This is a genomic window from Salinicola aestuarinus (assembly GCF_003206645.1).
Lineage (GTDB): Bacteria > Pseudomonadota > Gammaproteobacteria > Pseudomonadales > Halomonadaceae > Salinicola > Salinicola aestuarinus.
Genome location: NZ_PZJP01000003.1, coordinates 107,303 through 131,305 on the forward strand (window position 1 = coordinate 107,303; position 24,003 = coordinate 131,305).

Here is a 24,003-nt window from a genome sequence, read left to right on the forward strand (position 1 = left end):
AAATAGACTCGCTTCGCGCCAGTCCCGCGGCGGCGACCCGATCGATGTCGAACTCGACGTGTATTCTGTTGGCACGATCGGGGGACCGCTGCGGACCTTAACCAACAACGCCGAAAAGAGCCAACGCCACGTCATGCCAGGTGCGTCTTCTCCCTCTGTCTCCTCTACGCTTCCCGTTGTCTACCGGCTGGCCTTTCCCCTCGTCGTATCGATCGTCGCCTTGAACGTCATCGTCGCGGCACGGCTCCCGTCGGCGTCGCATGCAAGCGGCGTTGGTATCGGACTGGTGGCGCTACTCGGTCTGTATGTCGCGGCGGGGTTTCTGTTCAGACGACGACCGATCCCTGACGTCAGTGTCGCTGTTCGCACGCAGGTCCTGGCACTGGTGATCGTCACGGTCGCCGTTGCGCTCGCCGCCTCGGTCATGAGCCACTGGGAAGGCTGGTCGCAACAGGTAGACGAGTCCTTCGGCGGCAAGCGAGAGGTGCCGGTCTCGACCGTCGCCGATCTCGATCGCTACCTTTCGACGTTTCACAACGAACTCGTCATCGACGGCCTCCCCGCCGACTGTGAGGCACTGCCGCTCGACTACTGGGGGCCCAACGACCTCAACGTCGGCTGGAACTGCAACATCGCGAGAGTCGGTCAGCCCAGCGCACAGGCGAAATCGACATTGAGCGAGCGCCAGCTCGATGCCCTACGCGTGCTGATCACGCATCTCGACGATGTCGCCGAGAAGGTCGCTGACGGCGAGGCGGTTCGGCTCTCGGTAGGCGGCGACCGCTACGGCCGTTTCGCCCGCCACGTCTGGCTCGACTACCGTATCGCGCCCCTGGAGACACTGCTGCCGGCGGTGGATACGCTCTGCCCCGAGCCGGATCGGTGCATTACCCTGAAGACGCTGCTGCGCCCCCAGGATCTCGGCTGGCAGGAGAGCGTCGAGCGGGCCCGCGCCGGCGAGCCGCTACCCGACCATCTGCTGCGAGACAGCCACCGCCGCAAGCTGGAATCCGAGCTGGCGCACCTGATCGACTACGAGTTCGGCCGCGACCTGCGCCAGATGTGGCAAACGATTCGCCAGGCGCAGGGTGAGTCGACCTGGACGATTCGCGACATCGACGACGTGAGAATGGTGAGCTTCGAGGCAGGCGATCAGCGTCTGAGCGTCGACGTTCCCAACGACATAGCGCTGAACAACGTAGGCCCTTGGCGACGCCTGATGGCCGATCTGGCGCTGACCGACAGCGGGCAAGTGACGAGCCGCGGCCAGTGGGTGTCGACGGACACGACCCAGCGCCCGGCCACCCTGGTGATCGATTCGGGATACTACTGGTCGCCGCCTTGGCTCACCCTAGCGCCAGTCGCGGTAGGCCTCGCGCTGCTGATCCACTGGCTCGTCCAGATCATCATTGCCATTCGTGCCTACCGCGCCTTCGCTAGACGGCCAGCGAAGGCCTAGACGGCACTCTTGGACTCAGCGGCGAACCGATACGATGGGTCGGATGACCCGGGCGAAAAGATCGTGCAGACGCGCCTTCTCCTCAGCGAGGTGTCGGCGGTAGGCGCTCTGGATTCCCCGGTCGGTATCGTTGAGCCCGGGGTCGACGACGGCCGTCGCGGAGACGCCCTCTTTCCCTTCTGCGTAGCGGCGCCCGGAGGGGAACTCGAGCGTGGATGCGATCGCCTGCACGTCACCTATCGCCCCGGCGGAATCGATCAGCGTTCTGATGTTGAAGCCGACGACTTCACTGGCGCCGAGACGCATCACAATCGCCAGGTCAGGCCCGCGCTTCGGCGCGCGAGTCACGCCCCAGGAGAGCATCGCCGGCGTGGTCTCGAAGGCAGGCGGGTAACTCCAGCGGGCGTACCAGGCGCCACCCATCAGCTCTTTTCGGACGAAGCGATCGACCATCTGATCGCCCGGCAGGCCGAGCGTATCCATGACGTCGTCGAAATAATCCTGATAGCGCTCGAGCAGATGATCGCGCTGGGCGACGAGGTCGCCCTCGACGATACGCGGCGAATCGACCACCGAGATCGCCGCCATCCATTCTCCGCTGGCCGGTCGTAACAGACCGCTATCGTCACTGGCGCTGTGTCGCTCTTCGCGGAGATCGAACTCGTCGCGCTCGACGGCCGCCACCTCGTCCATCATGGCGGCATAATCTCCGCCATCCAGATACTCGTATCCATCGGGCAGCGCGAACGTCACGCCGTCCGCCAGGGTAATGTCGGCAGGGCCGGCGATCCGGTGAACGGCCGGACCGTCGTGCGCCGCCATCATCGCCGACGCCAGATCGTTCTCGGCGTCACCGGTGGGCTCACGATCCAACGCCTCGATCGATTGGCGTAGCACGCGATCACCATCGTCGGATCGCGCGTCGAGGGGGGCGACTACCGTCAGTGCCAGTAAGGATGCCAGCAGTGAGCGGCGCACGAGACCGCGTGAACACGCGTCGGTATTGCGGGAACAAGAGAAGAAAAACGCAGCATTCACGTGAGTCGAAAAGCCTCAGGAGCGGGTGGTTTCCAAAAAACGCTTCATCGCCTCGACGGTGGCGTCGCTGCAGTGGTGCTCGATACCCTCGGAGTCGGCTTCGGCGACATCCGCCGGGACCCCTAAAGCCAACAGCGTGGAGAGGACGAGCTGGTGGCGCGCTTCGACTTTGGCGGCGAGGTCGCGGCCCTGGTCGGTGAGAAAGACACCGCGATAGGGGCGCGCTTCGGCGAGGCCGTCACGTTTGAGGCGGGTAATCACCTTGGAGACGGCGGCCGCGCTGACGCCGAAGCGTTCGGCGAGATCGCTGGCGCGGGCTTCGCCATGGTCGCGGTGAAGCTGCGCGATCTCTTCCACGTAGTCCTCGACCAGCTCCTGCTGGTGGTCAAGACGCGTCCGTTCGAAGCGGGCGTAACGTGGTGGTGCTGTCATGGCGCTCTCGTCGACGACTGTCTCGGGGGAGACGAATGGGGCTAGATCGGCCCGAGCGACGAGACTAGCGACAACGCCGCCCGGGACACGCAGAGCCTACAGCAACTCGAAGGCCAACACATAACCATTCAGCAAGATGATGACGGCTGCGGCGAGGCAGCCAAGCGCTGTCACCCAGCGCCGATTGACCAGGTTGCCCATGAGCTCGCGGCGTGCCGTGAACTGGATCAGCGGGATCAGTGCAAAAGGGATCCCAAAGCTCAGCACCACCTGACTCGCCACCAGCACCTGCTGTTCGGGCAGCCCCATCATGATCACCACCAGCGCCGGCGCCATGGTCAGCAGGCGTCGTGCCCACAGCGGAATGGTGAATCCGACGAACCCCTGCATGACCACCTGCCCCGAGAGCGTACCCACGATCGACGACGAGATACCGGCCAGCAGCAGCGTGATACCGAACAGTAGACTCGCCACATCGCTGTTCATCAGTGGCGTCAGCAGTTTGTAGCTCTCGCTGATGGTGGCGACGCCCTCGTGGCCGCTGTAGTGAAAGACCGCTGCCGCGACCACCAGCATTGCCATGTTGATCAGTCCCGCGAGCGACATCCCGATGATCACGTCCCAGCGGTAGTAGCGCATCGCCCGCAGACGCTGCGCGTCGCCTTTGGCGGGCACACGATTCTGAAGCAGCGACGAATGAAGGTAGATGACATGGGGCATCACAGTCGCGCCCAGCATCCCTGCCGCCAGGAAGACCGCATAACCGTCGGGGAACTGGGGGACCAGCATGCCGGAGAGCACATCGGGTACCGAGGGTCGGCCCATGAGGATTTCGATCAGAAAACCGCCGCCGATGAGCAGGATCATCGCCGCGATGATCATCTCCACCAGCCGGAATCCATAGCGCTGCAGGTGTAGCACGGCGTAGGTGATCACGCCGGTGAGCAGCGCGCCCTCGACCATCGAGATACCGAAGAGCAGATTGAGCGCCAGCGCCGCGCCCAGAAACTCCGCCAGATCGGTAGCGATCGCCACCAGTTCGGCTTGAATCCAGTAGGCCCAGACCAGGGGGCGCGGATAACGCTCACGGATGACTTCCGCCAGATTGCGACCGGTCGCCACGCCAAGTCGAGCGGAGAGCGTCTGGATCAGCATCGCCATCAGATTGGCCCACAGCACCACCCACAACAGCAGATAGCCGTAGCGCGACCCGGCTTCGATATTGGTCGCGAAGTTGCCGGGATCGACGTAGGCCACGGCCGCTACCATGGCGGGGCCGAAAAACGGCAGAAAACGCCGGAACGCTGAGCGCCGACGCCCCGTGGCCGCCGCGCCCGCGTCATCCGGGGAGGAGTTGATCAGTGTGTCGGACACCGGAACCTCTCGAAACGAGAACATTCCACCGTGACACCCGCGCGGCAACGACCGTCGGGTGAGCGCCACGGCGCCTAAATTAACTAGGGTTTACAAGATATACCAAGGTTACCGAAGGCGCAACGCGATCCCCGATGGGCTTTCTCAATCGAGCGGATCGATTCGTGGCATGCCATCTCTGCACCCGAAAGCGCTCAGCGCGACAATTAGCGCCACTGCAGCACCGGCCATCCACGGGCGTCAGCGGTCTCGCGCAACCGAGCGTCGGGCTGGGTGGCGTGGGGGTGGTCGACGAACTCGAGCAGCGGCAGGTCGTTGAAGGAGTCGCTGTAGCCCCAGGTTTCCCATCCCTCGGCGAAACCGGTCTCGTGACTGTCGAGCCACGCCGCGAAGGCATCGAGCTTGCCGCGCTGATAGGTCTGGATCCCGGTGGGTTCACCGGTGAAGCAGTCATTGGCATCAAAGGCCGGTCGCGTGGCCAGCGCGTCATCGGCCCCCACGAAACGGGCGATCGGCGCCACCAGGTGGTGCATCGACGCCGAGATCACGAGGGTCGCGTGCCCGTCTCGCGCATGCTGGCGCAGCCGTTCGACGCCGGGCGCCATCAGCCGCGGCGCCACTGCTCTCTCGACGAAGGCATCGACCTGCTCGCGCACGGTGTCACGATGGCGCCCGATGAGCGGCGCCAGCGAGAAGCGCAGGTGGTCGGTCATGTCGAGGGTGCCGGCGTGATACTGGCGGTCGTGGTCGCGCATGCGCTCGAGCAGGGCTTCGCCATCCTCGACCCAGCCGCACTCGATCACCCACTCGAGCCAGAGGTGAGTGCAGTCCCCGTCGAGTAGCGTGTCGTCGAGGTCGAAAAGAGCGAGAGAGCGTGGCGCAGGGGTGCGCAGTGGCTGGGGCGAGCGGTCATCGAGGGTCACGCGAGACTCCGGTGTGGCTGAAAACCCCGAGGATAGCGCGCCGGCGCCCCGAGGTCTGCGCTCGCGTCGCTATGCGTCTCCTTACTTCACCCTTCCTTCACCCTTCACCCTTCACCCTTCACCCATCGCCCATCAAGGGGATGGCGTGTCGCGCGGCTCGGGCGAGCTATCCGCACCCGTGCCGAATCCGCGCATCGTTTTGAACGCCTCCATGATGTCCATCGGCAGGGGAAAGACGATGGTGGAGGCGTTCTTGTTGCTCATGTCGCTCATGGTCTGCAGGTAGCGCAGCTGCAGTGCCGCCGGGTTACGCGCCATGATGTCCGCGGCCTCGACCAGTTTCTCCGCGGCCTGCTGCTCGCCCTCGGCATGGATGACCTTAGCGCGTCGCTCGCGCTCGGCTTCCGCCTGGCGGGCGATGGCGCGAATCATGCTCTCATCGAGATCGACATGCTTGATCTCGACGTTGGCCACCTTGATGCCCCATGCCTCGGTCTGGGTATCGATGATCTCCTGGATATCGTCATTGAGCTTGTCACGCTCGGAGAGCATCTCGTCGAGGTCGTGCTTGCCCAGCACCGAGCGCAGCGTGGTTTGAGCGAGCTGGCTGGTGGCGTTGACGAAGTTCTCGACCTGGATGATCGCGCGTTCCGGGTCGACGACGCGAAAATAGAGCACCGCATTGACCCGTACCGTGACGTTGTCCTGAGAGATCACGTCCTGCTCCGGCACGTCCATGGTGATCACGCGCAGATCGACCACCTCCATCTTCTGCACCACGGGAATCAGGAAGAAGAGCCCGGGCCCCTTCACCCCCTGGAACCGACCGAGAAAGAACACGACCCCGCGCCGATACTCCGGCAGGATCCGGATCGAGGCGAGCAGCAGCAGAATAAGCAGTACCACCGGGATGATGTACGCGAACATGAGCGCTTCTCCTGACAGGTTGACCGGCTGACATCGGGCCGGTGTGACGCAGTGCCTGCGTGTCGATGGGGCCGCTAGCGGGACGTGCGGCGTCGACGCACCGCTTCCGGCGTCGTCTTTGGCGGCGCTACCGTCACCACCAGACCGTCGAGGGCGATGACACGCAGGGCGTCGCCGCGAGCGACCGGGGCCTCACTGCGCGCGTGCCAGCGCTCGCCGTGGAGCAGGACCTTGCCGCGGCCACCGGTGAAGTCGGTGAGCGCCTCCGCGCTGGCACCGATAATCTCCTCGCGGCCGGTTCGCGGCAGATGGCGACCCATCTGATAGAGGCGCAGCACGCCCCAGAGCAGAAAACCTGCCGCCACCGCCGCGGTACCGCCGACCAGCGGCCAGGCAAGGGAGCTTTCGGCGCCGTCCATCAGCATGATGGAGCCGATCGAGAACGCCGCAATGCCGCCCGCCCCCAGCGCACCGAAGCTCGGAATGAACGCCTCGGCAACAATCATCGCCAGACCCAGCAGGATCAGCCCCAGTCCGGCGAAGTCGAGTGACAGCACCTGGAAGGCAAAAAGTCCCAGCATCAGACTGATGCCGCCCACCACCCCGGGCACCAGCAGGCCGGGGCTGGCAAGCTCGAACACCAGCCCATAGAAGCCGAGCAGCAGCAGTCCGTAGGCCACGGTGGGATTGGCGATGAGAGAGAGCAACGCGGTCCGCCAGGCAGGCCCCTCACGCGTCAGGTCGAGCCCCGCCGTCGCCAGCCGGTGCTCACCGTCGGCCAGCATGACGTCGCGGCCGTCGAGCTGGGCCAGCAGATCGTCGATATCGGTGGCAACGACGTCGATCACGTTGCGCGACAGCGCCTCCTCGGCGCCGAGATTGGCTGCCTCGCGCACCGCGCGCTCGGCCCATTCCGGGTTGCGGCCGTTGCGCTCGGCGTAGCCGCGGATCATCGCCACCGCATCCTCGATTCGCTTGCGGCGACTATCGCTGACCTCGCCGGCACTCTCCTCTTCCGCCGCTGAGTTCTCCTCCCCGCTTTCGCTGCCCTGCCCCAGCAGCACCGGCGTCGCCGACCCCAGGTGCGTCCCCGGCGTCATCGCCGCCACGTGGCTGGCGTAGAGCAGGTAGGTGCCGGCGCTGGCCGCGCGAGCGCCGCTCGGGGTGACATAGCTCACCACCGGCACCTCGGCGGCAAGGATCGTCTGGGCCAGACGGCGGAGCGACTCCACCTGCCCGCCCGGGGTATCGACTTCGATGATCACGACGGCCGCCGCGGCGGATTCGGCGTGATGGATGCCGCGCTCGAGATAGTCACGCGTCGCGGGGTTCACGCTGTCATTGAGGGTGAGAATGACTGCCCTTCCCCCGGCAGACTGCCCCACTGCTGTCAGCGCGCACGCCAGCCCCAGCAGCATCAGCGTGATCCAAAGCCCCGATCGCCAAAGTCCGGATCGCCAAAGCCCCGAGCGCCAACCCGAAAGGGGGAGGCGACGCAATCGAGACGACGAGGCGAGCGCGCGAGTGACCATGAGTTGAGCGTAGCGCATTCGGTCTGACCGTCCCGGAAATGCGCCACGACGACGCTCCAGCCTTAGACCAAAGTCTCACGTCATACGACCAACGTCTTATAAACCAAAGTGCTAGCATCAATTCCCCCCCGCGGAACGTCGCGCTTCGCCTTCAGAGACGCATCGCTTTACCGCACGAAACGCCTCGCTTCGCGGTTCGGGCACCTCCGGCGTCGCTGGAGGTGTGAACACAACAGTCGAGGAGTTTTGAGGATGTCGCTAGCCGCGATGGGATGGAAACACGGGGTAACGCTGCTGGCGGGACCGGTTCTGTTTGCACTGATTCAGGTCACGATGCCCGAATCGCTGATCGACCCCGCACCGCGCACGGTGCTCGCGCTGACGGCCTGGATGGCGGTGTGGTGGGTCACCGAGCCGGTGCCGATCCCGGTCACCGCGTTTCTTCCCATGGTGCTGCTCCCTCTCACCGAGGTGATGTCACTCAACGATGCGGCGGTCGGCTACGCCAACCCGGTCATCTACATGTACATGGGCGGCTTCATTCTGGCGATCGCCATCGAGCGCTGGAACCTGCACCGGCGAATCGCGCTCTCGATTGTCAGCCGGATCGGCAACAGCCTGCGCAGCATCGTGCTCGGCGTGATGATCGCCTCGGGCTTCCTGTCGATGTGGATCTCCAACGCTGCCACCGCGCTGATGATGCTGCCCATCGCCGTGGCGCTGATCGCCGAACTCGACGAGCGCGACCAGTTCGACGCCGGCCAGCGCGACGGTTTCGCCCGCGTGCTGCTGCTTACCGTCGCCTATTCCGCTTCCATCGGCGGGCTCGCGACCATCATCGGCTCGGTGCCCAATGGCATCGTGGTGGCGATGATTCCCCAGTTCTTCGACATCCAGATCAGCTTTCTGCAGTGGATGATCTTCGCCCTGCCGCTGTCGCTCGCGCTGCTCGTAGTGCTCTATTTCTACCTGACCCAGATCTACGCCAAGGTGCCCAACGAGCGCCTCGAGGTGAACTTCGTCGCCGAAGAGCTCAAGGCGCTCGGGCCGATGAGCCCGGAGGAGAAACGGGTACTGGTGATCTTCGGGCTCACCGCCGCCGCCTGGGCATTGCGCGGCTGGCTGGCACCGTTCTTCGACCTTCCAATCAACGACACCATCATTGCCGTGGTGGCCGCGATCTCGCTGTTCATCGTCCCGGCGAGCCGCGAGAAACGCGCCCTGCTGGTGTGGGAAGACATGCGCGATCTCCCGTGGGGGCTGTTCATTCTCTGGGGCGGCGGCATGGCCCTGGCGGCTGCCTTCAGCGCGAGTGACCTGACCGGCTGGATCAGTCTGCAGCTCGAGGGTCTCGACGGTATCGGCTACTTCTGGCTGCTGCTGATCATGATCGTGCTGATGCTCTTTCTCACCGAGATCATCTCTAACACCGCCACCGCCAACATGGCGCTGCCGATCACCGCCGGGCTCGCCGGCGCGATCACCACCGGCAATCCCTTGGGACTGATGGTGGGCGTGGCCCTGGCAACCACCTGTGCGTTCATGCTGCCGATCTCGACGCCGCCCAACGCCGCGGTCTTCTCCAGTGGCCGCCTCTCGATCCGCCAGATGGCGCAGGCGGGCATCGCGATGAACGTGGTCAGCGCCATTGTCATCACCCTGTTCGTCTACTATCTGATGCCGCTGTTCCTGCCCACGCCCTGAGTCTCGCCAAGCTGAGCCGGCCCGAACGCCCACGCGGCGTTCGGGCCGGTGCGCATCGCCCGTCAACGCCTGTACCCTGTCGCTGACGCCCTTACCCGGTTCTGCTCGATGACGCCTTCGAACTCGCCCATGCTTTCTGTTACTCCTCGCTGCTCGTCGGCGACGCGACCGGCGAACTGACTCCCATGCGCCCCGACTACTCAGGTCCACTCCCGGAGCCGGTGGGCTTTCTACTGGTACCGCGATTTTCGATGGTGGCGTTCTTCGCCGCCGTGGAGCCGCTGCGCATCGCCAACCGTCTCGCCGGCGAGACGCTCTATCGCTGGACGCTCATCGCCGTCGAGGGCGACTCGGTCACCGCCAGCAACGACATGACACTGCTGGTCGACCACGACCTCGACGCCGCCCCGCCGCTGCCGAGCGTGGCGGTATGTGCCAGCTTCGACACCGAGCAGCAGCTCTCGCGCCGGCTGCTGCAGTGGCTTACGCGCCGCGCCGGCGAGGGCTGTTTTCTCGGCGGGATCGACACCGGCCCGCTGCTGCTCGCCGAAGCCGGTGTGCTGGAGAATCACCGGGTAACGCTGCACTGGGAGAGTCTGCCGGGGTTTCGCGAGCGCTTTCCGCATCTGGAGGCAGCGGAGTCGCTCTACGAGTTCGACGCGCGCCGCTTTACCTGCGCCGGGGGCGCTGCCGCGATGGAGATGACACTGAGCCTGATCGGCCAGCGCCACGGCGAGGCACTGGCCAACGCCGTGGCGGAGCAGCTCGTCCATGCCCGTCTGAGGCCGCGACAGGAGTCGCAGCGGCTATCGCTGGTCACGCGCCTTGGCACCCACTGCCGCCCCCTGGTCGATGCGGTGGCGCTGATGGAGCGCCATCTCGAGATCCCGCTCTCGCTCACCGAGCTCGCCGCCCGGGTCCAGCTATCGCCGCGTCAGCTACAGCGCCACTTTCTTGGCGAACTGGGTACGCGGGCGAGAGACTACTACCTGGCACTGCGTCTCGACCGCGCTCGCCACCTGCTCGAGGAGACCGACCGCGACATTCTCAGCATCGGACTGGGCTGCGGTTTCCAGAGTGCTTCGAGCTTCTCCCGCGCCTACCGCCGCCGCTTCGGCCATGCCCCGAGCGCCGCTCGCCGTCACGACCAAAAAGATCAAGGATACGGCCAATAACCGCGGGTTTCGGCCGCCGCGATGGGGGAGCCTTGAGTCACGTCTCACCCCACTGGAGCACCGCATGACCCACGACGCTGCCGGCCGATCCGACGCGATGCCGCTACCCCCCACGCCCGACTACGACGTCTGGCCGGTCGAGGTCGATATCGTCCGACTCGACGTCACCCCGCACCAGCTCGAGGTGGAGTGGGCAGATGGCCGCAAGAGTCGCTACCACAGCGTGTGGCTGCGCGAGAACGCCGCCGACGACAGCACCGTCAATCCGGCGACCCGCGAGCGCATACTCGATCTTTCGCGGCTCGGTGCCTGGCCCACGCTGGAGGCGGCGCAGCTCGAGGCGAACGGCGCGGTGACGCTGGATTTCGCCCCCGAAGGCCGCCGACTCGCCTTTCATCCCGGCTGGCTGCGCGCCCACGACTATAGCCACCTCGAGGCGCTGCCGGCGGTGCTGCCCCCACGGGTTCACTGGCTCGGCAGCGAACGCGATGCCCCCACCACGCTCGATGCCAGCGGCTGGATGGCCCAGGCGAGCGACCCGCAGGCCGAGGACCCGCTGCTGAGCCAGGCGCTGGACGCCGTGCTTCGCGAGGGTCTGGTGCGGCTGCGCAACCTGCCCGTGGAACCGGGCAGCCTCGACGCCATCGCCCGCCGAATCGGCCCGCCCCGGCCGACCAATTTCGGCCATCTGTTCGACGTCCGGGCCAAGCCCGATCCGGACTCCAACGCCTACACCTCGATCGCCCTGGCGCCTCATGTCGACCTGCCCACACGGGAGTACCAGCCGGGGGTGCAGATGCTGCACTGTCTGGAGAACGATACCGTCGGCGGCGAGGCGATCATGATGGATGGCTTCGCCGTGGCCGAGACGCTGCGGGCGCGCCACCCCGAGCACTTCGAGACGCTCACTCGGGTGCGCTGGTGCTATGCCAACACCGCCCGCACCAGCGATCACGTCTGGTTCGCGCCGATGATCGGGCTGGACGGCGAGGGCGAACTCGACGAGGTGCGCATCGCCGACTTCCTGCGCGGGCCGCTGCTCGCCCCCTTCGAGGACGTCGAGCCGGCCTATGCGGCGCTGATGGCCGTGCAGCGGCTACTCGCCGAGCCCCAATTCGCGCTGCGCTTCGGCTATGCCCCGGGGGATCTGGTGATCTTCGACAATCGCCGACTGCTTCATGCCCGCGACGCCTTCGACGCCGGTACCGGCGGTAGCCGCTGGCTGCAGGGCTGCTATCTCGAACGCGACGAACTGCGCTCGAGACTGCGCATGCTCAAGCGCGCTGAGCGCCGGGGGCGTCTCGCCTGAGATCCTGACCGCTATCGTCAGGTAGCGATCACTCACGAAAAACCCCGCCGATTGGCGGGGTTTTTTGTGTCAGCGGGCCGACATCCGGGCGGCGGGCCTGCCTTCGCAGGCGCGGTTCGCTAGCTGCGACGGATGCCGATGCGGCGCCCCGCTGCGGAAGGCCACTCGCCGCCCGCCCGCGGTTGACGCTCGATCGCACTCGCCACCGACGCCGGGAACGGCGCGGGCCGCTCGCGGGTCACGTCGATGCCCATCAGCATCTGCTCGCTGGTGGCCAGCAGTTCGCCATCGGCGTTGCGCAGCGTGAAGAACGTATGCAATCGCTTGGCATCGACGTCGAGCAGCACGAACTCGACGCCGAGCCTCTCGCCGCGATACGCCTGCTGGCGATAGCAGAGATGGGTCTCGAGGGTATAGAGGGTATAGCCCTGCTCGGCACGACCGGCCTCGTCGAGACCGATTGCGTCCATCAGCGCTTCCACCGCGAGCGAGAAGACCCGGGCGTACTCGGCATCGTTCATGTGGCCGTTGTAGTCGACCCAGGCATCCTCGACCCGGGTCTCGAGCAGCCGGTCGGCCGGCACTGCAGCGTGGGATGTGCTCATCAAATGCGCCTCGTCGATCAAATACGACCCTTGAGCCCTTCGGCTTCCGGCCAGTACTTCTGGGTGAGTTCCAAGAGCTCGGTAAGAAAGGCGTCGCGCCGTGTCTCCAGTTCCGCAACGCTGCGCCCGGCGGCCTGATGCTCGCAGCCGTCCGCCACCCTGTCGATCAGCGTCTCGGTCAGCTCGGGGGCCTCGAGTTTCGTCCACGGCAGCTTCAGCGCCGGGCCGAACTGATGAAGCATGTGGCGCATGCCCCCCTCGCCACCGGCCAGGTGGAAAGTCAGAAAGGTGCCCATCAGCGACCAGCGCAGACCGCAACCGTAGACCACGGCGGCATCGATCTCCTCGGTGGTGGCGACACCGTCGTTGACCAGGTGCAGCGCTTCGCGCCAGAGCGCTTCCATCAGCCGGTCGGCGACGTGACCTTCGATCTCACGACGAACCACCAGCGGGCGCATGCCAAGCGCCGCGTACTGCGCCTGGGCGCGCTCGAGCGTCGCCTGCCCGGTCTGCTCGCCGCCGACCAGCTCCACCAGCGGCAGCAGATAGACCGGATTGAAGGGGTGCGCCACGATCACCCGGCCGGGCGCCCGCGGACAGGCCGACTGCAGGTCGCTGGGCTTGATGCCGGAAGTCGACGAGCCGATCACGACATCAACGTCGGCGAGCGCGTCGAGCTGACTCAGCACGTCGTGCTTGAGCGCGAGCCGTTCGGGCACGTTTTCCTGGATCAGCTCGGCACCCTCCACCGCCGCGGACAGCGTCTCGGCGAAGGTCAGCGCGGAGGCATCGGCGTCCTCGGCGAGGCCGAGACGTTCGAGCGACGGCCAGGCGCGGGCGACGAAAGCCCGGGTGCGCGCCGGTGCCGCCGGGTCCGGATCGAAGGCGGTGACGTGACAGCCTGCCGCCAGTGCGCGGGCGATCCAGCCGTTACCGATGACGCCGGTGCCGATGACGGCGACGCGGCGGGGAAGGGTCGATTCACTCATGAAGTCTCTCGAATTCGGATGCATCAGGGCGCCGCGGTGACGGTCGCGACGCCGTGGGAAAGGCGCGAACGCCGCCGCAGCGGCGTGAGAAGGAGAAGGCCAAAATGGCCTCAGACCGCGCGAAGCCCCAGCGACTCCCGGGTCTGCTGCGGCGTCTGCACCTTGCCGCCGAGGTTCTCGACCAGCGTTGCCGCGCGCTCGACCAGCTGGGCGTTGCTGGCGAAGACCCCTTTGCTCAGATAGAGGTTGTCCTCCAGGCCGACACGCATGTGTCCGCCCAGCAGCGCGGCCTGCGCCGCCATCGGGAACTGTTGACGCCCGATGCCGAAAGCGGACCAGATGGCGTTGGCAGGCAGCTTGTTGCGCATCGCCAACATCGTTTCGGTATCCGCCTCGGCGCCCCAGGGGATTCCCAGGCAGAGCTGGAACAGCGGATCACCGTCGATCAGCCCCTCGTCGATGAGCTGACGCGCGAACCAGACGTGGCCGAGATCGAAGCACTCGAGCTCCGGTTTGACCCCGGCCTGCTGGATCAGGCGAGCGTGCTCGCGCAGCCACTCAGCGCTGTTGAGGTAGACCATGTCGCCGAAGTTGAGACTGCCGCAGTCCAGCGTGCAGAGCTCAGGCAGCAGCGCGCCCACCGGCTCGTGACGCTCGGCCGGCGTCTGCAGATCGGTGCCTTCGCCGCCGTGAATCACGCCGTTGCGGATCTCGGGGAAGAGATCGCCGCCGCCGCCGGCGGTAATGTTGATCACCGCGTCGACGTCGGATTCGCGAATGCGCTCGACCACTTCGCGGAAATGATCGAGCGAGTGGCTGATCCCGCCGGTTTCCGGGTCGCGAACGTGCAGGTGAACGATGCTGGCACCGGCGCGAGCGGCGTCGATGGCGCTCGTGGCGATCTGGCTCGGTGTGACCGGCAGGTCAGGGTGCTTGTGGGCGGTGTCGCCGGCGCCGGTAACGGCGCAGGTGAGAATGACATTGGAATTCATCGAGGCTCTCCCGTCGGAGCGCACTAGGCGCAGAGCGAATCGGATGCCGTCAGGGCATCAAGTTGGCGCTCATTGTCGGCGCCCATCTCGCCCGTCACTTAACACCAGACGACGCCATTTTGACGCTTTCCGACGCTATCCGCCGCCGGCATCGCGCCGCGCGGTAACCCCGTTCCTTCAGGACCGGCGCTGGCCCCGCGTCGCTGTCATTCTAGGCGACTCGCCGAATCGCTCCCGGTAGACGCGTGAAAAGTGCGCCGGCTGGCCGAATCCCGCGGCCAGCGCGGCCTGGGTGACGCTGATGCGGCTGTCGGCCAGCAGCTGGCGGGCCCGGTCCAGGCGCAGCGAAAGGTAGCGCGCCTTGATCGTCTCACCGCAGTGCTGATGGAACAGCCGATTGAGCTGACGCTGGGACTGTCCCACCCGACGACAGATCTCGGGGATCGACAGCGGCTGGAAGAGGTTCGCCTCCATCACCGACTCGGCGCGGCGCACGCTTCTTGGCCGCGGGTCGGACTCGATCCGCGCAAGACTTGCGGTGGTATCGTCACGGCGCAAATGGATTAGCTGACGGCTGACGGCGGCGGCAAGGTTGGCGCCGAACTCGCGCTCGATCAGCGCCAGCATCAGGTCGAGGCTGGAGGCACCCCCTCCGCCGGTGAGTCGCTGGCGATCGAAGCGATAGGCCGCTTCGCTCAGCGTCAGCGTCGGAAACTCCTCGACGAACGCCGCATGGCTCTCCCAGTGCAGCGCGACCTCGAACCCTTCGAGCAGACCGGCTCGGGCGAGGATGAAAGCGCCGGTGTCCAGCGCGCCGAGAAGCCCGCCGTGGGCGGCGACCTGGCGCAGTACCGCCCACTGGGCGTGACGCACCGTCGCTTCGGCGTCGTAGGAGGCGACCACCAGCAGGTTGTCGTAGACGCCAGCGGCGTCCAGCGCCGCGTCGACGTCCACCGAGACACCGTTGCTCGCCGTCACCGCCCCGCCGTCACCGGAAAAGAGCCGCCAGGCGAACAGCGCTCGTCCGAATCGGTTGGCAACGCGCAGCGGTTCCAGCAGCGAGTAGAGCGTGAGCATGGAGAACTTGGGCAGAAGCCACAGATTGATGGTGACATCCGCCTCTTTCGGGTCGAGCACGGGGGGCAGGTCGGGGCGCGGATAGAGCCATTCCGGCGTCGAGACGTCCATGATTCCTCTTCGGCAGGTGCAAAAAACACAAGGATATGGCCAAAAGTATCAACTCTCTACCCTCACGCGACCCTAGAGTGGAGTGCGCCCGGGCAGCCACCGCTGAAGCGCGCCAATCAAACGGCGCCGCGGGATACCGCCGACTGACCGGATAACACCCACTGACCGGATAGCGTCCACCCGACCGCGGAGAGTGCCATGCCCCTGTATGCCGAGATCATTCCCGAGACGGGCGCCCGCGAGCTGCGCGTCGTCGACCGCACCGCCGAGCGACGCCTTCACGCGCTCTGGCTGCGCGAGCGTGCCCCGGACCCGCAGACACTGGATCCGCGCACCGGCCAGCGGCTGATCGAAGCCGCCGCCCTGCCGCTGGATCTCGCCATTGCGTCGCTGGACTATGACGCCACGCACCTGCACATCGGCTTCAGCGACGGCCACGCGACCACCTTCCCGGTCGCCGAGCTGCTGCCCGCCCCGCGTGAGCCGCGTACCCTCTGGGACGCCACTCTCACCGCGATCCCCGAGGTGACGTTCGAGGAGGCCGTTGCCGACGACACGGCGCTGCTGACGATGCTCGAGGATCTCGAGCGCTTGGGCGTGGCCAAGGTGCGCGGCGTGCCGCTAGAGGACGATGGCATGCTTCCTCTGGTTGCACGCCTCGGCCCGCTTCGCCGCACCAACTGGGGTGGCGTCGCCGACGTCAAATCGGTAGCGGACGCCTTCGATCTGACCATGACCCAGCGCGGGCTCGAGCCTCACACCGACAACCCCTATCGCGACCCCATCCCCGGCTATATCTGGCTGCACTGTCTGAGCAACGCCGACAGCGGCGGAGACAGTACGCTGGCCGATGGTTTCCAGGCCGCCGAGCGGCTGCGCGAGAGCGACCCGGCAGCCTTCGATATCTTGACGCGCACGCCCACCCATTTTCGCTACGTCGACGACGACACGCACCTGGAAAGCGAGGGTCCGCTGATCGAGCTCGACGCCCGCGGCGACATCTTCCGGGTGCGCTTCAGCAACCGCACCGAGCGCACACCGGCGCTCGAACCGGCGACACTCGAGCGCTACTACGCCGCCCGCCAGCAGTTCTTTTCGCTGATCACCGCGCCAGAGATGACGCTAACGCCCAAGCTCGCCCCCGGCGAAATGCTGATCATGGACAATTACCGCCTGCTCCACGGGCGCACCGCCTTCACCCTGACTCAAGGCGTCCGCCATCTGCGCCAGGGCTACGTCGACCGCGACACCACCGCCAGCCGGCGACTGACGCTCAAACGTCAGAGTCTTCCCCCCCATTTTCAGGAGCGTGCTTCATGAGTGCCGACTTCACCCGTTTCGACGAGGCGCAGGTCGATGACTGGCGCCGCATCGACGACCATTTCCGCGACTACCGCGACGGGGTGATTCCCCGCGTGCTGGTTCATCTCGAGCGACTCAAGGGGGATACCCACGGCTATCCCGTCGATCGCTACACCCACTGCCTGCAGACCGCGACCCGCGCCGAGCGCGCCGGCGCCGACGACGAGACCATCGTCTGCGCCCTGCTCCACGACATCGGCGACGATCTCGCCCCCGACAACCACGCCGAGATTGCGGCGGCGATCCTCGAGCCCTTCGTCGACCCGCTCAATCTCTGGATGGTGCGCCACCACGAGCTGTTCCAGGGCTATCACTACCGCCAATACTACGGCCTCGACCGTCACGCCCGGGACGCCTACCAAGATCACCCCGCCTACGCTCGCACCGTGCGCTTCTGCGACGAATGGGATCAGACCTCCTTCGATCCCGCGTACGATACCTACCCCCTCGAGCACTTTCGGCCCGCGCTCGAGCGCGTTCTCGGCCGCGCGCCCTTTGGCGGCATGCCGACGGTATCGGCCGAGTGAGCCGTTGATATCGCGCGGGACGAACCCACGCGAACCGTGATCACCACCCACTATCGATAACTCACAAACTGGAGTGACCATGACGAAACGCCATTACCTGCTTGCCACTGCGCTCATCCCGCTGTCGTTCTCCGCCCTCGCCGCCGACGAGGCGGAGAACATCAACTTCGTGGTGCCACCGTGGCCTGGCGTCACCGTCAAGACCGAGATCCTCGAGCAGCTGATCGAGCCGCTCGGTTACACCGGCGCCAATCAGGAAGTGAGCAGCACGGTCGGCTATCAAACGCTGATGTCCGGCGATAGCGACGTCTTTCTCGGCGGCTGGATGCCAGCGCAGCAGGAGAGCTATGACCGCGCCATGGAGAGCGGCAAGGTCGAGGATCTGGGCACCAACATCACCGGCGCTCGCATGGGGTTTGCGGTGCCGGGCTACGTCTATGACGCCGGTATCACCCACGCCGAGGATCTCGACGCCCACCGCGATCGCTTCGACGCCCGCTTCTACTCCATCGAATCCGGTTCCACCGTCAGCGAGTTCATCCACGGTGCGGTCGACAATGACACCTACGGCCTCGGCGACTGGCAGGTTCTCGAATCCTCGACCCCGGGCATGCTTTCCGAGGTCGACGCCGCCGTCAACGACAAGCGCTGGATCGTCTGGTACGGCTGGACACCGCACTGGATGGCGCCCGCCTACGACATGCACATCCTCGATGATTCCGAGTCGGTCTACGGCCCGAACAACGGACGAAGCGACGTCCTCACCATCGCCAACGCCGACTTCGTGGATGCCCATCCGAACCTGCGCCAGCTGCTCGAGCAGTTTCGTCTCACCGCCGACGAGCAGAGCGAGTTCATCGACGGCTACGGCCGCCAGAACCGTAGCGCCGAGACCGTCGCCCGCGATTGGCTCCAGGCCCATCCGCAGCGCGTCGCCGAATTTCTCGATGGCGTCACCACGCGTGACGGCGAACCCGGGCTGGACGCCGTCCGCGCCGCGCTCGACTAGACCACGCTTGCCGCGTAACCGATCCGCGAGTGGACGGGGTTCGCCCCCGTCGCTCGCGTCGTCTTCCCGTCGTTGCCCCTGACGGCCCCGGCGTCTCACGGCACCTTGCCCGCGCCACCCCGAGCCACTCCGCGCCACCCCGAGCCACTCCGCGCCACCCCGAGCCACCCCGAGCCACCCCGCGACTCTTCCCACCGTCTCTCGAAAGCCCCCAGCCCGCTCGAGCGATACCCCCTTTCGCCTGAGGGTCAGGCTGTCGTCGCGACGCGTCTCTGATCCTTGCCGTTCCCGTTCCCGTTCCCGCTCCCGCGACATCGCGATTCAGGCGTCCGAGACATCGCTATTCATGCGTCCCAGACATCGCTAGGCTGGAGCGAAAACCGTGGCGGATCGATCATGCACTACTCGAGCTTGACCCAGCGCATCGCCGGTGAGGGCGCAAGCGCCTGGAACATTCACTTTCGCGCCAAGGCGCGAGAGGCCGCCGGCGAGGCGATCATCCTGCTCTCCGTGGGTGACCCGGACTTCGACACCCCGACGCCGATCGTCGAGGCCGCCGTCACCAGCCTGCGCAGCGGCGGCACGCACTATGCCCATGTACAGGGCAAGGCGGCGCTGCGCCAGCAGATCGCCGCGGACCACCGCCGGCGCGGCGGGCACGCTGGCGTGGACGCAGAGAATGTCATGGTGCTTGCCGGCGCCCAGTGTGGGCTTTACGCCACGCTGCAGTGTCTGCTCGACGCCGGTGACGAGGTCATCGTGCCCCAGCCCGCCTACGTCACCTACGAGGCGGCGGTCCGTGCGACCGGTGCCACGCCAACCTGGGTCGGCCTGCGAGCGGAAGAGGCCTTTTTGCCGCGGCCAGCGGATCTCGCCGCGGCGATCACCCCGCGTACCCGCGCCCTGTTGATCAACAGTCCCCACAACCCGACCGGGCACTGTCTCGACCGCGAGCGCTGGGAGGCGATCGCCACGCTCTGCCGGGAGCACGATCTCTGGCTGGTCGTCGACGCGGTCTACGCGGACCTGATCTTTGACGGCGAAGCGGGCAGTCCGGACGCGCTGCCCGGCATGGCCGAGCGCACTGCCGTCATCGGCAGCCTGTCGAAGTCCCACGCCATGACCGGCTGGCGACTGGGCTGGGTGGTCGCCCCCAGGACACTCATCGGCCACCTGGTCAATCTGGCGCTCTGCATGCTGTACGGCAGCCCGCCCTTCGTGCAGGACGCAGCGATCACCGCGCTGGCCGAGCCGCACGGTGAGCTCGACACCATGCGGGAAACCTACCGGGCACGCCGCGATGCGGTGGTCGAAACGCTGGCCTCGAGCGACGTGGTGAGCACCCTGACGCCGGCCGCCGGCATGTTCATGATGGTGGACATCCGCGCCACCGGTCTGAGCGCCCAGGCCTTCGCCGATCGCCTACTCGACGATCACGCCGTGTCGGTACTCGCCGGGGAGGCGTTCGGCCCCGCCGCCGCCGGGTTCATCCGCGTGAGTCTCACCGCGGACGTGGCAACGCTGCGCGAGGCATGCCGTCGCCTGGAGCGCTGTGCCAGAGCATGTCCTGTCACTCTCTAGGGCCGCCACACGCTAGGCCCACCACACGCTAGGTCCGCACACTCTAGGCCCGCCACACCGCCGTCGGTGCAGCCCCGGGCGGCATGACAAGCGAAAGCGAAATCCGCACAATATGGGGCCCCCAGCCGCTCGATTCGTCAATCGTCAGGCAGACATACGAGATTTTGCGCATGACCCAGCAGACACCGTTCAAGGTCTACGTCGACGGCCAGGAAGGCACTACCGGTCTTCGTCTGTTCGACTATCTCAATCAGCGTAGCGACATCGAGCTGCTGCGCATCGACAGCGACAAGCGCCGTGACACGGCAGAGCGCGCGCGGCTGCTCAACGCCGCCGACGTCGCCTTTCTCTGTCTGCCCGACGCCGCCTCCCGCGAGGCCGCGGCGCTGGTCGACAACCCCGACACCTGCCTGATCGATGCCAGCAGCGCGTTTCGGACCGATGACGCCTGGGTCTACGGCCTGCCGGAGCTCGTCGCCGGCCAGCGCGACGCGATCCGCGCCAGCAAGCGCATCGCCAATGTCGGGTGTCATGCCAGCGCCTTCATCCTGCTGGTGCGGCCGCTGATCGACGCGGGCCTGCTCTCCCCCGAGACGCCGCTCTCGGCCTTCTCGCTGACGGGCTACAGCGGCGGCGGTAAAAAGATGATCGCCGACTACGAAGCCGACACCGAAGGGCGGCTGATGGCACCGCGCCCCTACGCGATGGGCCAGAGCCACAAGCATCTGCCGGAGATGCAGCGCCACACCGGACTCGCCGCCCAGCCGGTCTTCTCGCCCATTGTCGGGCCCTATCTCAAGGGGCTGTCGGTCACGGTACCGCTGGCTGTCAGCCAGCTCGAGAGTGGCGCCGACGCCGAGGCGCTGCTCGCGGCGTATCGCCGGCACTACGCCGACGAGCCCTTCGTCCGGGTGATGCCGTTCGCGGATGAGGCCAATCTCGACGCCGGCTTCCTCGACCCGCAGGCCTGCAACGAGACCAACCGGGTGGAACTGTTCGTCTTCGGCAACGCCGAGCGGCTGACGCTGGTCTCGCGGCTGGACAACCTGGGCAAGGGCGCCGCCGGCGCCGCGGTGCAGAACATGAACGTTCACCTCGGGCTCGACGAGGCCACCGGTCTCACCGTCTGAGCTCTAGGTCTAGGTCTGCGGCTTGAGATCCACGTTCCGAGGCGGAACCTGACGACGCCCCGACGTCGGCGAGAGACGCAGACGTCGGGGCGTGTCATTGAGTGCGCGTTGCGTCGCCGCTTCACGGAGGCAGCCGGCAGCCGCCGCTGCCGGTGTCTCAGCGCTAGCGCTGCTTGAGGTAGGCGTAGATCGCTGCGATATCCTGCTCGGCGTAGCCGTCGTCGACGGCATCGGCCCACAGGTTGCGGATCTGCGAAAGCGAGGGCAGCGCCGTGTTCCTGCCCGCCTCGAGTGCCAGGCCGGCATCTTTCAGGCCCCACTGCAGCGCCATCTGCGGGTCGAAGTTCTCGCCAGAGATCGCATCCAGTTTGCCCTTCATGTAAGGCACCGCCAGCGGGCCGCCCTCCAGCACCGACCACAGCGTTTCCGGCGCAATGCCCTGGGTATCCGCCAGCCGCGCCGTCTCGGCAATGCCCTGCATCATGGCGATCAACCAGGCGTTGACCACCACCTTCATGCGCGCGCCCTGCCCGGCCTCGCCCAGCCAGTGAGTCTGCGCCCCGAGCACGTCGAAGATCGGCTCGACGAGGCTGCCGGCGCGTTCGCGATCACCGCTGGCGAGCACGGAGACGCTACCCTGCTGTGCCGGCGCCTTGGTCCCGGAGACCGGCGCGTCGATGAAGACGACGTCGCCGCGGGCCGCCGCCACGCCGTCGATCAGCCGCTCGGTCTCGACCACGCCTAGCGTCCCCATCTGGATCAGTACCGCCTCGCTCGACATCGCGCCGAGCGCCCCGTCGTGCCCCATCAGCACCTCGCGAGTGACGTCGAGGTCCGGCAGCATGGTGATCACCGCCTGACACCCCGCCACCGCTTCCGCCGGCGAGTTCGCCAGCCTGGCGCCCTTGTCGACGAGGTCGCTGGCCTTGCCGGGCGAGCGGTTCCATACCGAGACCCGGTAGCCTGCGGCGACGAGGTTGTCCGCGAAGGCGTGCCCCATCGCGCCCAGGCCGAGTACCGCGACGCTCACTTCTCGATTCATCTGCTCTTCCTGCGACATCGATCGACTCCCTGATTGCCTGACTGATTGACTATCCCACGTAACGTGTAGGCGGCTAACTATAGACGAAACGCGCAGGATTCAACCCAGCGACCCTCCCAGTACGTCAGCGCCAGTGACTTAGCAGATCACCGCCGACCGGGTCGTCTTCCGGCAGCGCCACCGCGGCGACGCGCGCCGTGGCGGCCGCAAGGGCTTTCGGGTCGCCGCGTTCGACCTCCCAGCGCTGGCCGGGCGGGTAGGCGCCGACCATCGAGAAGCCGCCTTCGTCCTGCAGGCAGGCGTGGCCGACGCCCGCCTGCAGGATCAGCACGTCGCCGGCGTCTAGCTCGATCTCCTCGCCAGCCGGACCACCGAGTCGCGCTCGGGCCTGGCCGCGAAACACCCCGAGCGCCTCATGGCGGTGGAGTGGAAGTGATCGAAATCGAACAGGCCGTAGCGCCACTCGGGCCGCCAGCCATGCTGCGTAAAGCGTTTCTCGAAGCGCTCGGCGAGCATCGAGGCATCGAGCGCCGCCGGGTCGAAGACCCGCCGGTGGATCAGCACCGGCAGCGGCGAATTGGGAACGCCGTGCGTCGTATCGGACCCGAAGGTAAGAACCTCCGGCGTCGGGGGTGACAATGGGATCTGCATCATGTTCGAACCTCGTCGCGAGTCAAAAGAACGGGCGGCGGCGGCTGCACCGACTCGACGCTTCCCTTACGGCCCGCCGATCATCGGGATAGTGATTCGCCGTCGGGTGGACGATAGTGTCTTCACGTCCGCGCCGGTACGTCTTGCCGCCTCGCGGGGTCACCGTTTTCGACACGGAGTGTTTCCGATGCCCACGACCGTTGCTCTGCTTGCTCCCGGCGCCATGGGAGCCGCCATCGCTCGCCGCCTGACCGATCATGGCGTCGAGGTCATCACGTCACTGGTCGGTCGCAGCGACGCAAGCGTCACCCGCGCCCGCGACGCCGGCATGCGCGACGTCGACCTCGACGAACTCATGCGCGCCTCACTGCTGCTGTCGGTAGTGCCGCCGGCGGAAGCCGAAGCGCTGGCCGTCTCGCTTGCCCCCCACTTGGCATCGGCCCCGACACCGCCGGTCTACTGCGACCTCAATGCCGTCAGCACCGCCACGCTTTCGCGCATAGAGCACGTGATTCGCGGCGCCGGAGCCGAGTTCGTCGACGGCGGCATCATCGGCCCGCCACCATCCGCCGAAAAGACGCCGCGAATCTACGTCGCCGGCGAGCACAGCGACCTGATGACGGCGCTCAACGACGCCGGCCTCGACGTGCGCGCGCTCGCCGGCGGCTGCGGCAGCGCCTCGGCGCTCAAGCTCTGCTTTGCCGGCATCAACAAGGGTATGACCGCCCTGACCACGATGATGCTTATCGCCGCTGCCCGCAGCGGTGCCGGCAGCGCCCTGCGCGATGAACTCACCGAGCGTCTGCCGGAGGTGGTCACCCGAATCGACGAGGGCATTCCTGACATGCTGCCGAAGGCATGGCGCTGGCACCCCGAAATGCGTGAAATTGCCGACTTTCTCGACGACAGCGATCCGCTCAATCACAACCCGGCAGGGCGCAGCACCTTCGAAGGATTTGCCGCGCTCTACGAGCAGTTGGGGGATGCCGACGACGAACTCGAGCGCCTTATCGCCCCGCTGATGACCCAAACCGGGCCGCAGGACCGCTGACCG

Annotated in this window: 23 protein-coding genes; 10 read left to right on the top strand and 13 right to left on the bottom strand. The window is 66.5% G+C overall.

The window, feature by feature from the left end; all coding sequences use genetic code 11:
- The first annotated feature begins 133 nt into the window (after positions 1-133).
- Positions 134-1,459, top strand: coding sequence for a hypothetical protein (locus tag DOM41_RS03315; protein WP_157956833.1), 1,326 nt, complete (start codon positions 134-136; stop codon positions 1,457-1,459).
- Positions 1,460-1,474: 15 nt separating this feature from the next.
- Here DOM41_RS03315 and DOM41_RS03320 read toward each other — a convergent pair whose 3' ends face one another.
- The 6 genes from DOM41_RS03320 to DOM41_RS03345 form a co-directional block, all read right to left on the bottom strand.
- Positions 1,475-2,437: a hypothetical protein gene (locus DOM41_RS03320; protein WP_157956834.1), complete on the bottom strand. Its 963-nt coding sequence runs from the start codon at positions 2,435-2,437 to the stop codon at positions 1,475-1,477.
- A gap of 75 nt (positions 2,438-2,512) precedes the next feature.
- Entirely contained in the window at positions 2,513-2,929 is a 417-nt protein-coding gene (gene mntR, locus DOM41_RS03325; protein ID WP_110685434.1) for a manganese-binding transcriptional regulator MntR, read from the bottom strand.
- 96 nt (positions 2,930-3,025) lie between these two features.
- Positions 3,026-4,303, bottom strand: a complete 1,278-nt coding sequence (locus DOM41_RS03330) for an Nramp family divalent metal transporter (RefSeq protein WP_245391721.1) — start codon at positions 4,301-4,303, stop codon at positions 3,026-3,028.
- Positions 4,304-4,509: 206 nt separating this feature from the next.
- Positions 4,510-5,226 (bottom strand): HAD family hydrolase, encoded by a 717-nt coding sequence (locus tag DOM41_RS03335; protein ID WP_110685436.1) that lies wholly within the window; start codon positions 5,224-5,226, stop codon positions 4,510-4,512.
- 132 nt (positions 5,227-5,358) lie between these two features.
- Positions 5,359-6,153: a slipin family protein gene (locus DOM41_RS03340; protein WP_110685437.1), complete on the bottom strand. Its 795-nt coding sequence runs from the start codon at positions 6,151-6,153 to the stop codon at positions 5,359-5,361.
- Positions 6,154-6,227: 74 nt separating this feature from the next.
- The gene (locus DOM41_RS03345; RefSeq protein WP_245391722.1) at positions 6,228-7,571 is read right to left on the bottom strand and encodes an NfeD family protein; all 1,344 of its coding nucleotides are present in this window, start codon (positions 7,569-7,571) and stop codon (positions 6,228-6,230) included.
- Between the two features lie 366 nt (positions 7,572-7,937).
- Here DOM41_RS03345 and DOM41_RS03350 point away from each other — a divergent pair, with 366 nt between their 5' ends.
- From DOM41_RS03350 to DOM41_RS03360, 3 genes are all read left to right on the top strand, one after another.
- Positions 7,938-9,389, top strand: coding sequence for an SLC13 family permease (locus DOM41_RS03350; protein WP_223160922.1), 1,452 nt, complete (start codon positions 7,938-7,940; stop codon positions 9,387-9,389).
- A 185-nt stretch (positions 9,390-9,574) separates the two neighbouring features.
- Positions 9,575-10,564, top strand: a complete 990-nt coding sequence (locus DOM41_RS03355) for a GlxA family transcriptional regulator (RefSeq protein WP_110685438.1) — start codon at positions 9,575-9,577, stop codon at positions 10,562-10,564.
- Positions 10,565-10,628: 64 nt separating this feature from the next.
- Positions 10,629-11,873 carry a TauD/TfdA family dioxygenase gene (locus tag DOM41_RS03360; RefSeq protein ID WP_110685439.1) on the top strand — a complete coding sequence of 415 codons (1,245 nt, stop codon included), beginning with the start codon at positions 10,629-10,631 and terminating at the stop codon, positions 11,871-11,873.
- Between the two features lie 119 nt (positions 11,874-11,992).
- On the opposite strand, the gene DOM41_RS03365 is transcribed toward DOM41_RS03360, so the two are convergent.
- From DOM41_RS03365 to DOM41_RS03380, 4 genes are all read right to left on the bottom strand, one after another.
- Entirely contained in the window at positions 11,993-12,478 is a 486-nt protein-coding gene (locus DOM41_RS03365) for a thioesterase family protein (RefSeq protein WP_110685440.1), read from the bottom strand.
- 17 nt (positions 12,479-12,495) lie between these two features.
- On the bottom strand, positions 12,496-13,467 hold the full coding sequence (locus tag DOM41_RS03370) for a 3-hydroxyacyl-CoA dehydrogenase NAD-binding domain-containing protein (protein ID WP_110685441.1): 972 nt from the start codon (positions 13,465-13,467) through the stop codon (positions 12,496-12,498).
- 110 nt (positions 13,468-13,577) lie between these two features.
- A complete protein-coding gene (locus DOM41_RS03375) occupies positions 13,578-14,459 on the bottom strand; it encodes a beta-keto acid cleavage family enzyme (protein WP_110685442.1) in 882 nt (293 codons plus the stop codon).
- 177 nt (positions 14,460-14,636) lie between these two features.
- Complete coding sequence (locus DOM41_RS03380) at positions 14,637-15,647, bottom strand: GlxA family transcriptional regulator (RefSeq protein WP_110685443.1); 1,011 nt, start codon at positions 15,645-15,647, stop codon at positions 14,637-14,639.
- Positions 15,648-15,845: 198 nt separating this feature from the next.
- Here DOM41_RS03380 and tmpA point away from each other — a divergent pair, with 198 nt between their 5' ends.
- The 5 genes from tmpA (at position 15,846) to argC (ending at position 21,256) form a co-directional block, all read left to right on the top strand.
- Positions 15,846-16,967: a 2-trimethylaminoethylphosphonate dioxygenase gene (tmpA, locus tag DOM41_RS03385; protein WP_110685444.1), complete on the top strand. Its 1,122-nt coding sequence runs from the start codon at positions 15,846-15,848 to the stop codon at positions 16,965-16,967.
- On the top strand, positions 16,964-17,536 hold the full coding sequence (locus tag DOM41_RS03390) for an HD domain-containing protein (RefSeq protein ID WP_110685445.1): 573 nt from the start codon (positions 16,964-16,966) through the stop codon (positions 17,534-17,536). Before tmpA ends, DOM41_RS03390 begins: the two co-directional genes overlap by 4 nt.
- A 79-nt stretch (positions 17,537-17,615) precedes the next feature.
- Entirely contained in the window at positions 17,616-18,545 is a 930-nt protein-coding gene (locus DOM41_RS03395; protein WP_110685446.1) for an ABC transporter substrate-binding protein, read from the top strand.
- A 396-nt stretch (positions 18,546-18,941) separates the two neighbouring features.
- A complete protein-coding gene (locus DOM41_RS03400; RefSeq protein ID WP_110685447.1) occupies positions 18,942-20,126 on the top strand; it encodes a pyridoxal phosphate-dependent aminotransferase in 1,185 nt (394 codons plus the stop codon).
- A 170-nt stretch (positions 20,127-20,296) separates the two neighbouring features.
- Positions 20,297-21,256, top strand: a complete 960-nt coding sequence (argC, locus tag DOM41_RS03405) for an N-acetyl-gamma-glutamyl-phosphate reductase (RefSeq protein WP_110685448.1) — start codon at positions 20,297-20,299, stop codon at positions 21,254-21,256.
- A gap of 163 nt (positions 21,257-21,419) precedes the next feature.
- Here the strand turns inward: argC and DOM41_RS03410 are convergent, their stop codons facing one another.
- Genes DOM41_RS03410 through DOM41_RS17740 form a run of 3 tightly spaced genes read right to left on the bottom strand, consistent with a single transcriptional unit; the run spans position 21,420 to position 22,952 of the window.
- A complete protein-coding gene (locus tag DOM41_RS03410) occupies positions 21,420-22,397 on the bottom strand; it encodes an NAD(P)-dependent oxidoreductase (RefSeq protein ID WP_342588143.1) in 978 nt (325 codons plus the stop codon).
- A 25-nt stretch (positions 22,398-22,422) separates the two neighbouring features.
- Entirely contained in the window at positions 22,423-22,701 is a 279-nt protein-coding gene (locus DOM41_RS17735) for a cupin domain-containing protein (RefSeq protein WP_245391723.1), read from the bottom strand.
- Positions 22,641-22,952, bottom strand: coding sequence for a cupin domain-containing protein (locus DOM41_RS17740; protein ID WP_245391724.1), 312 nt, complete (start codon positions 22,950-22,952; stop codon positions 22,641-22,643). The genes DOM41_RS17735 and DOM41_RS17740 overlap by 61 nt, the downstream gene beginning before the upstream one ends.
- 184 nt (positions 22,953-23,136) lie before the next feature.
- Here DOM41_RS17740 and DOM41_RS03420 point away from each other — a divergent pair, with 184 nt between their 5' ends.
- The gene (locus DOM41_RS03420) at positions 23,137-24,000 is read left to right on the top strand and encodes an NAD(P)-dependent oxidoreductase (protein WP_110685450.1); all 864 of its coding nucleotides are present in this window, start codon (positions 23,137-23,139) and stop codon (positions 23,998-24,000) included.
- Positions 24,001-24,003 lie beyond the last annotated feature (3 nt).

What these genes read in the sequence shown, in the direction of transcription:
- DOM41_RS03315 (WP_157956833.1), top strand. Translation starts at nt 134, where the DNA reads ATGCCAGGTGCGTCTTCTCCCTCTGTCTCCTCTACGCTTCCCGTTGTC.
- mntR (WP_110685434.1), bottom strand. Translation starts at nt 2,929, where the DNA reads ATGACAGCACCACCACGTTACGCCCGCTTCGAACGGACGCGTCTTGAC.
- DOM41_RS03340 (WP_110685437.1), bottom strand. Translation starts at nt 6,153, where the DNA reads ATGTTCGCGTACATCATCCCGGTGGTACTGCTTATTCTGCTGCTGCTC.
- DOM41_RS03345 (WP_245391722.1), bottom strand. Translation starts at nt 7,571, where the DNA reads ATGCTGCTGGGGCTGGCGTGCGCGCTGACAGCAGTGGGGCAGTCTGCC.
- DOM41_RS03350 (WP_223160922.1), top strand. Translation starts at nt 7,938, where the DNA reads ATGTCGCTAGCCGCGATGGGATGGAAACACGGGGTAACGCTGCTGGCG.
- DOM41_RS03355 (WP_110685438.1), top strand. Translation starts at nt 9,575, where the DNA reads ATGCGCCCCGACTACTCAGGTCCACTCCCGGAGCCGGTGGGCTTTCTA.
- DOM41_RS03360 (WP_110685439.1), top strand. Translation starts at nt 10,629, where the DNA reads ATGACCCACGACGCTGCCGGCCGATCCGACGCGATGCCGCTACCCCCC.
- DOM41_RS03365 (WP_110685440.1), bottom strand. Translation starts at nt 12,478, where the DNA reads ATGAGCACATCCCACGCTGCAGTGCCGGCCGACCGGCTGCTCGAGACC.
- DOM41_RS03370 (WP_110685441.1), bottom strand. Translation starts at nt 13,467, where the DNA reads ATGAGTGAATCGACCCTTCCCCGCCGCGTCGCCGTCATCGGCACCGGC.
- DOM41_RS03375 (WP_110685442.1), bottom strand. Translation starts at nt 14,459, where the DNA reads ATGAATTCCAATGTCATTCTCACCTGCGCCGTTACCGGCGCCGGCGAC.
- DOM41_RS03380 (WP_110685443.1), bottom strand. Translation starts at nt 15,647, where the DNA reads ATGGACGTCTCGACGCCGGAATGGCTCTATCCGCGCCCCGACCTGCCC.
- tmpA (WP_110685444.1), top strand. Translation starts at nt 15,846, where the DNA reads ATGCCCCTGTATGCCGAGATCATTCCCGAGACGGGCGCCCGCGAGCTG.
- DOM41_RS03390 (WP_110685445.1), top strand. Translation starts at nt 16,964, where the DNA reads ATGAGTGCCGACTTCACCCGTTTCGACGAGGCGCAGGTCGATGACTGG.
- DOM41_RS03395 (WP_110685446.1), top strand. Translation starts at nt 17,616, where the DNA reads ATGACGAAACGCCATTACCTGCTTGCCACTGCGCTCATCCCGCTGTCG.
- DOM41_RS03400 (WP_110685447.1), top strand. Translation starts at nt 18,942, where the DNA reads ATGCACTACTCGAGCTTGACCCAGCGCATCGCCGGTGAGGGCGCAAGC.
- argC (WP_110685448.1), top strand. Translation starts at nt 20,297, where the DNA reads ATGACCCAGCAGACACCGTTCAAGGTCTACGTCGACGGCCAGGAAGGC.
- DOM41_RS17740 (WP_245391724.1), bottom strand. Translation starts at nt 22,952, where the DNA reads ATGATGCAGATCCCATTGTCACCCCCGACGCCGGAGGTTCTTACCTTC.
- DOM41_RS03420 (WP_110685450.1), top strand. Translation starts at nt 23,137, where the DNA reads ATGCCCACGACCGTTGCTCTGCTTGCTCCCGGCGCCATGGGAGCCGCC.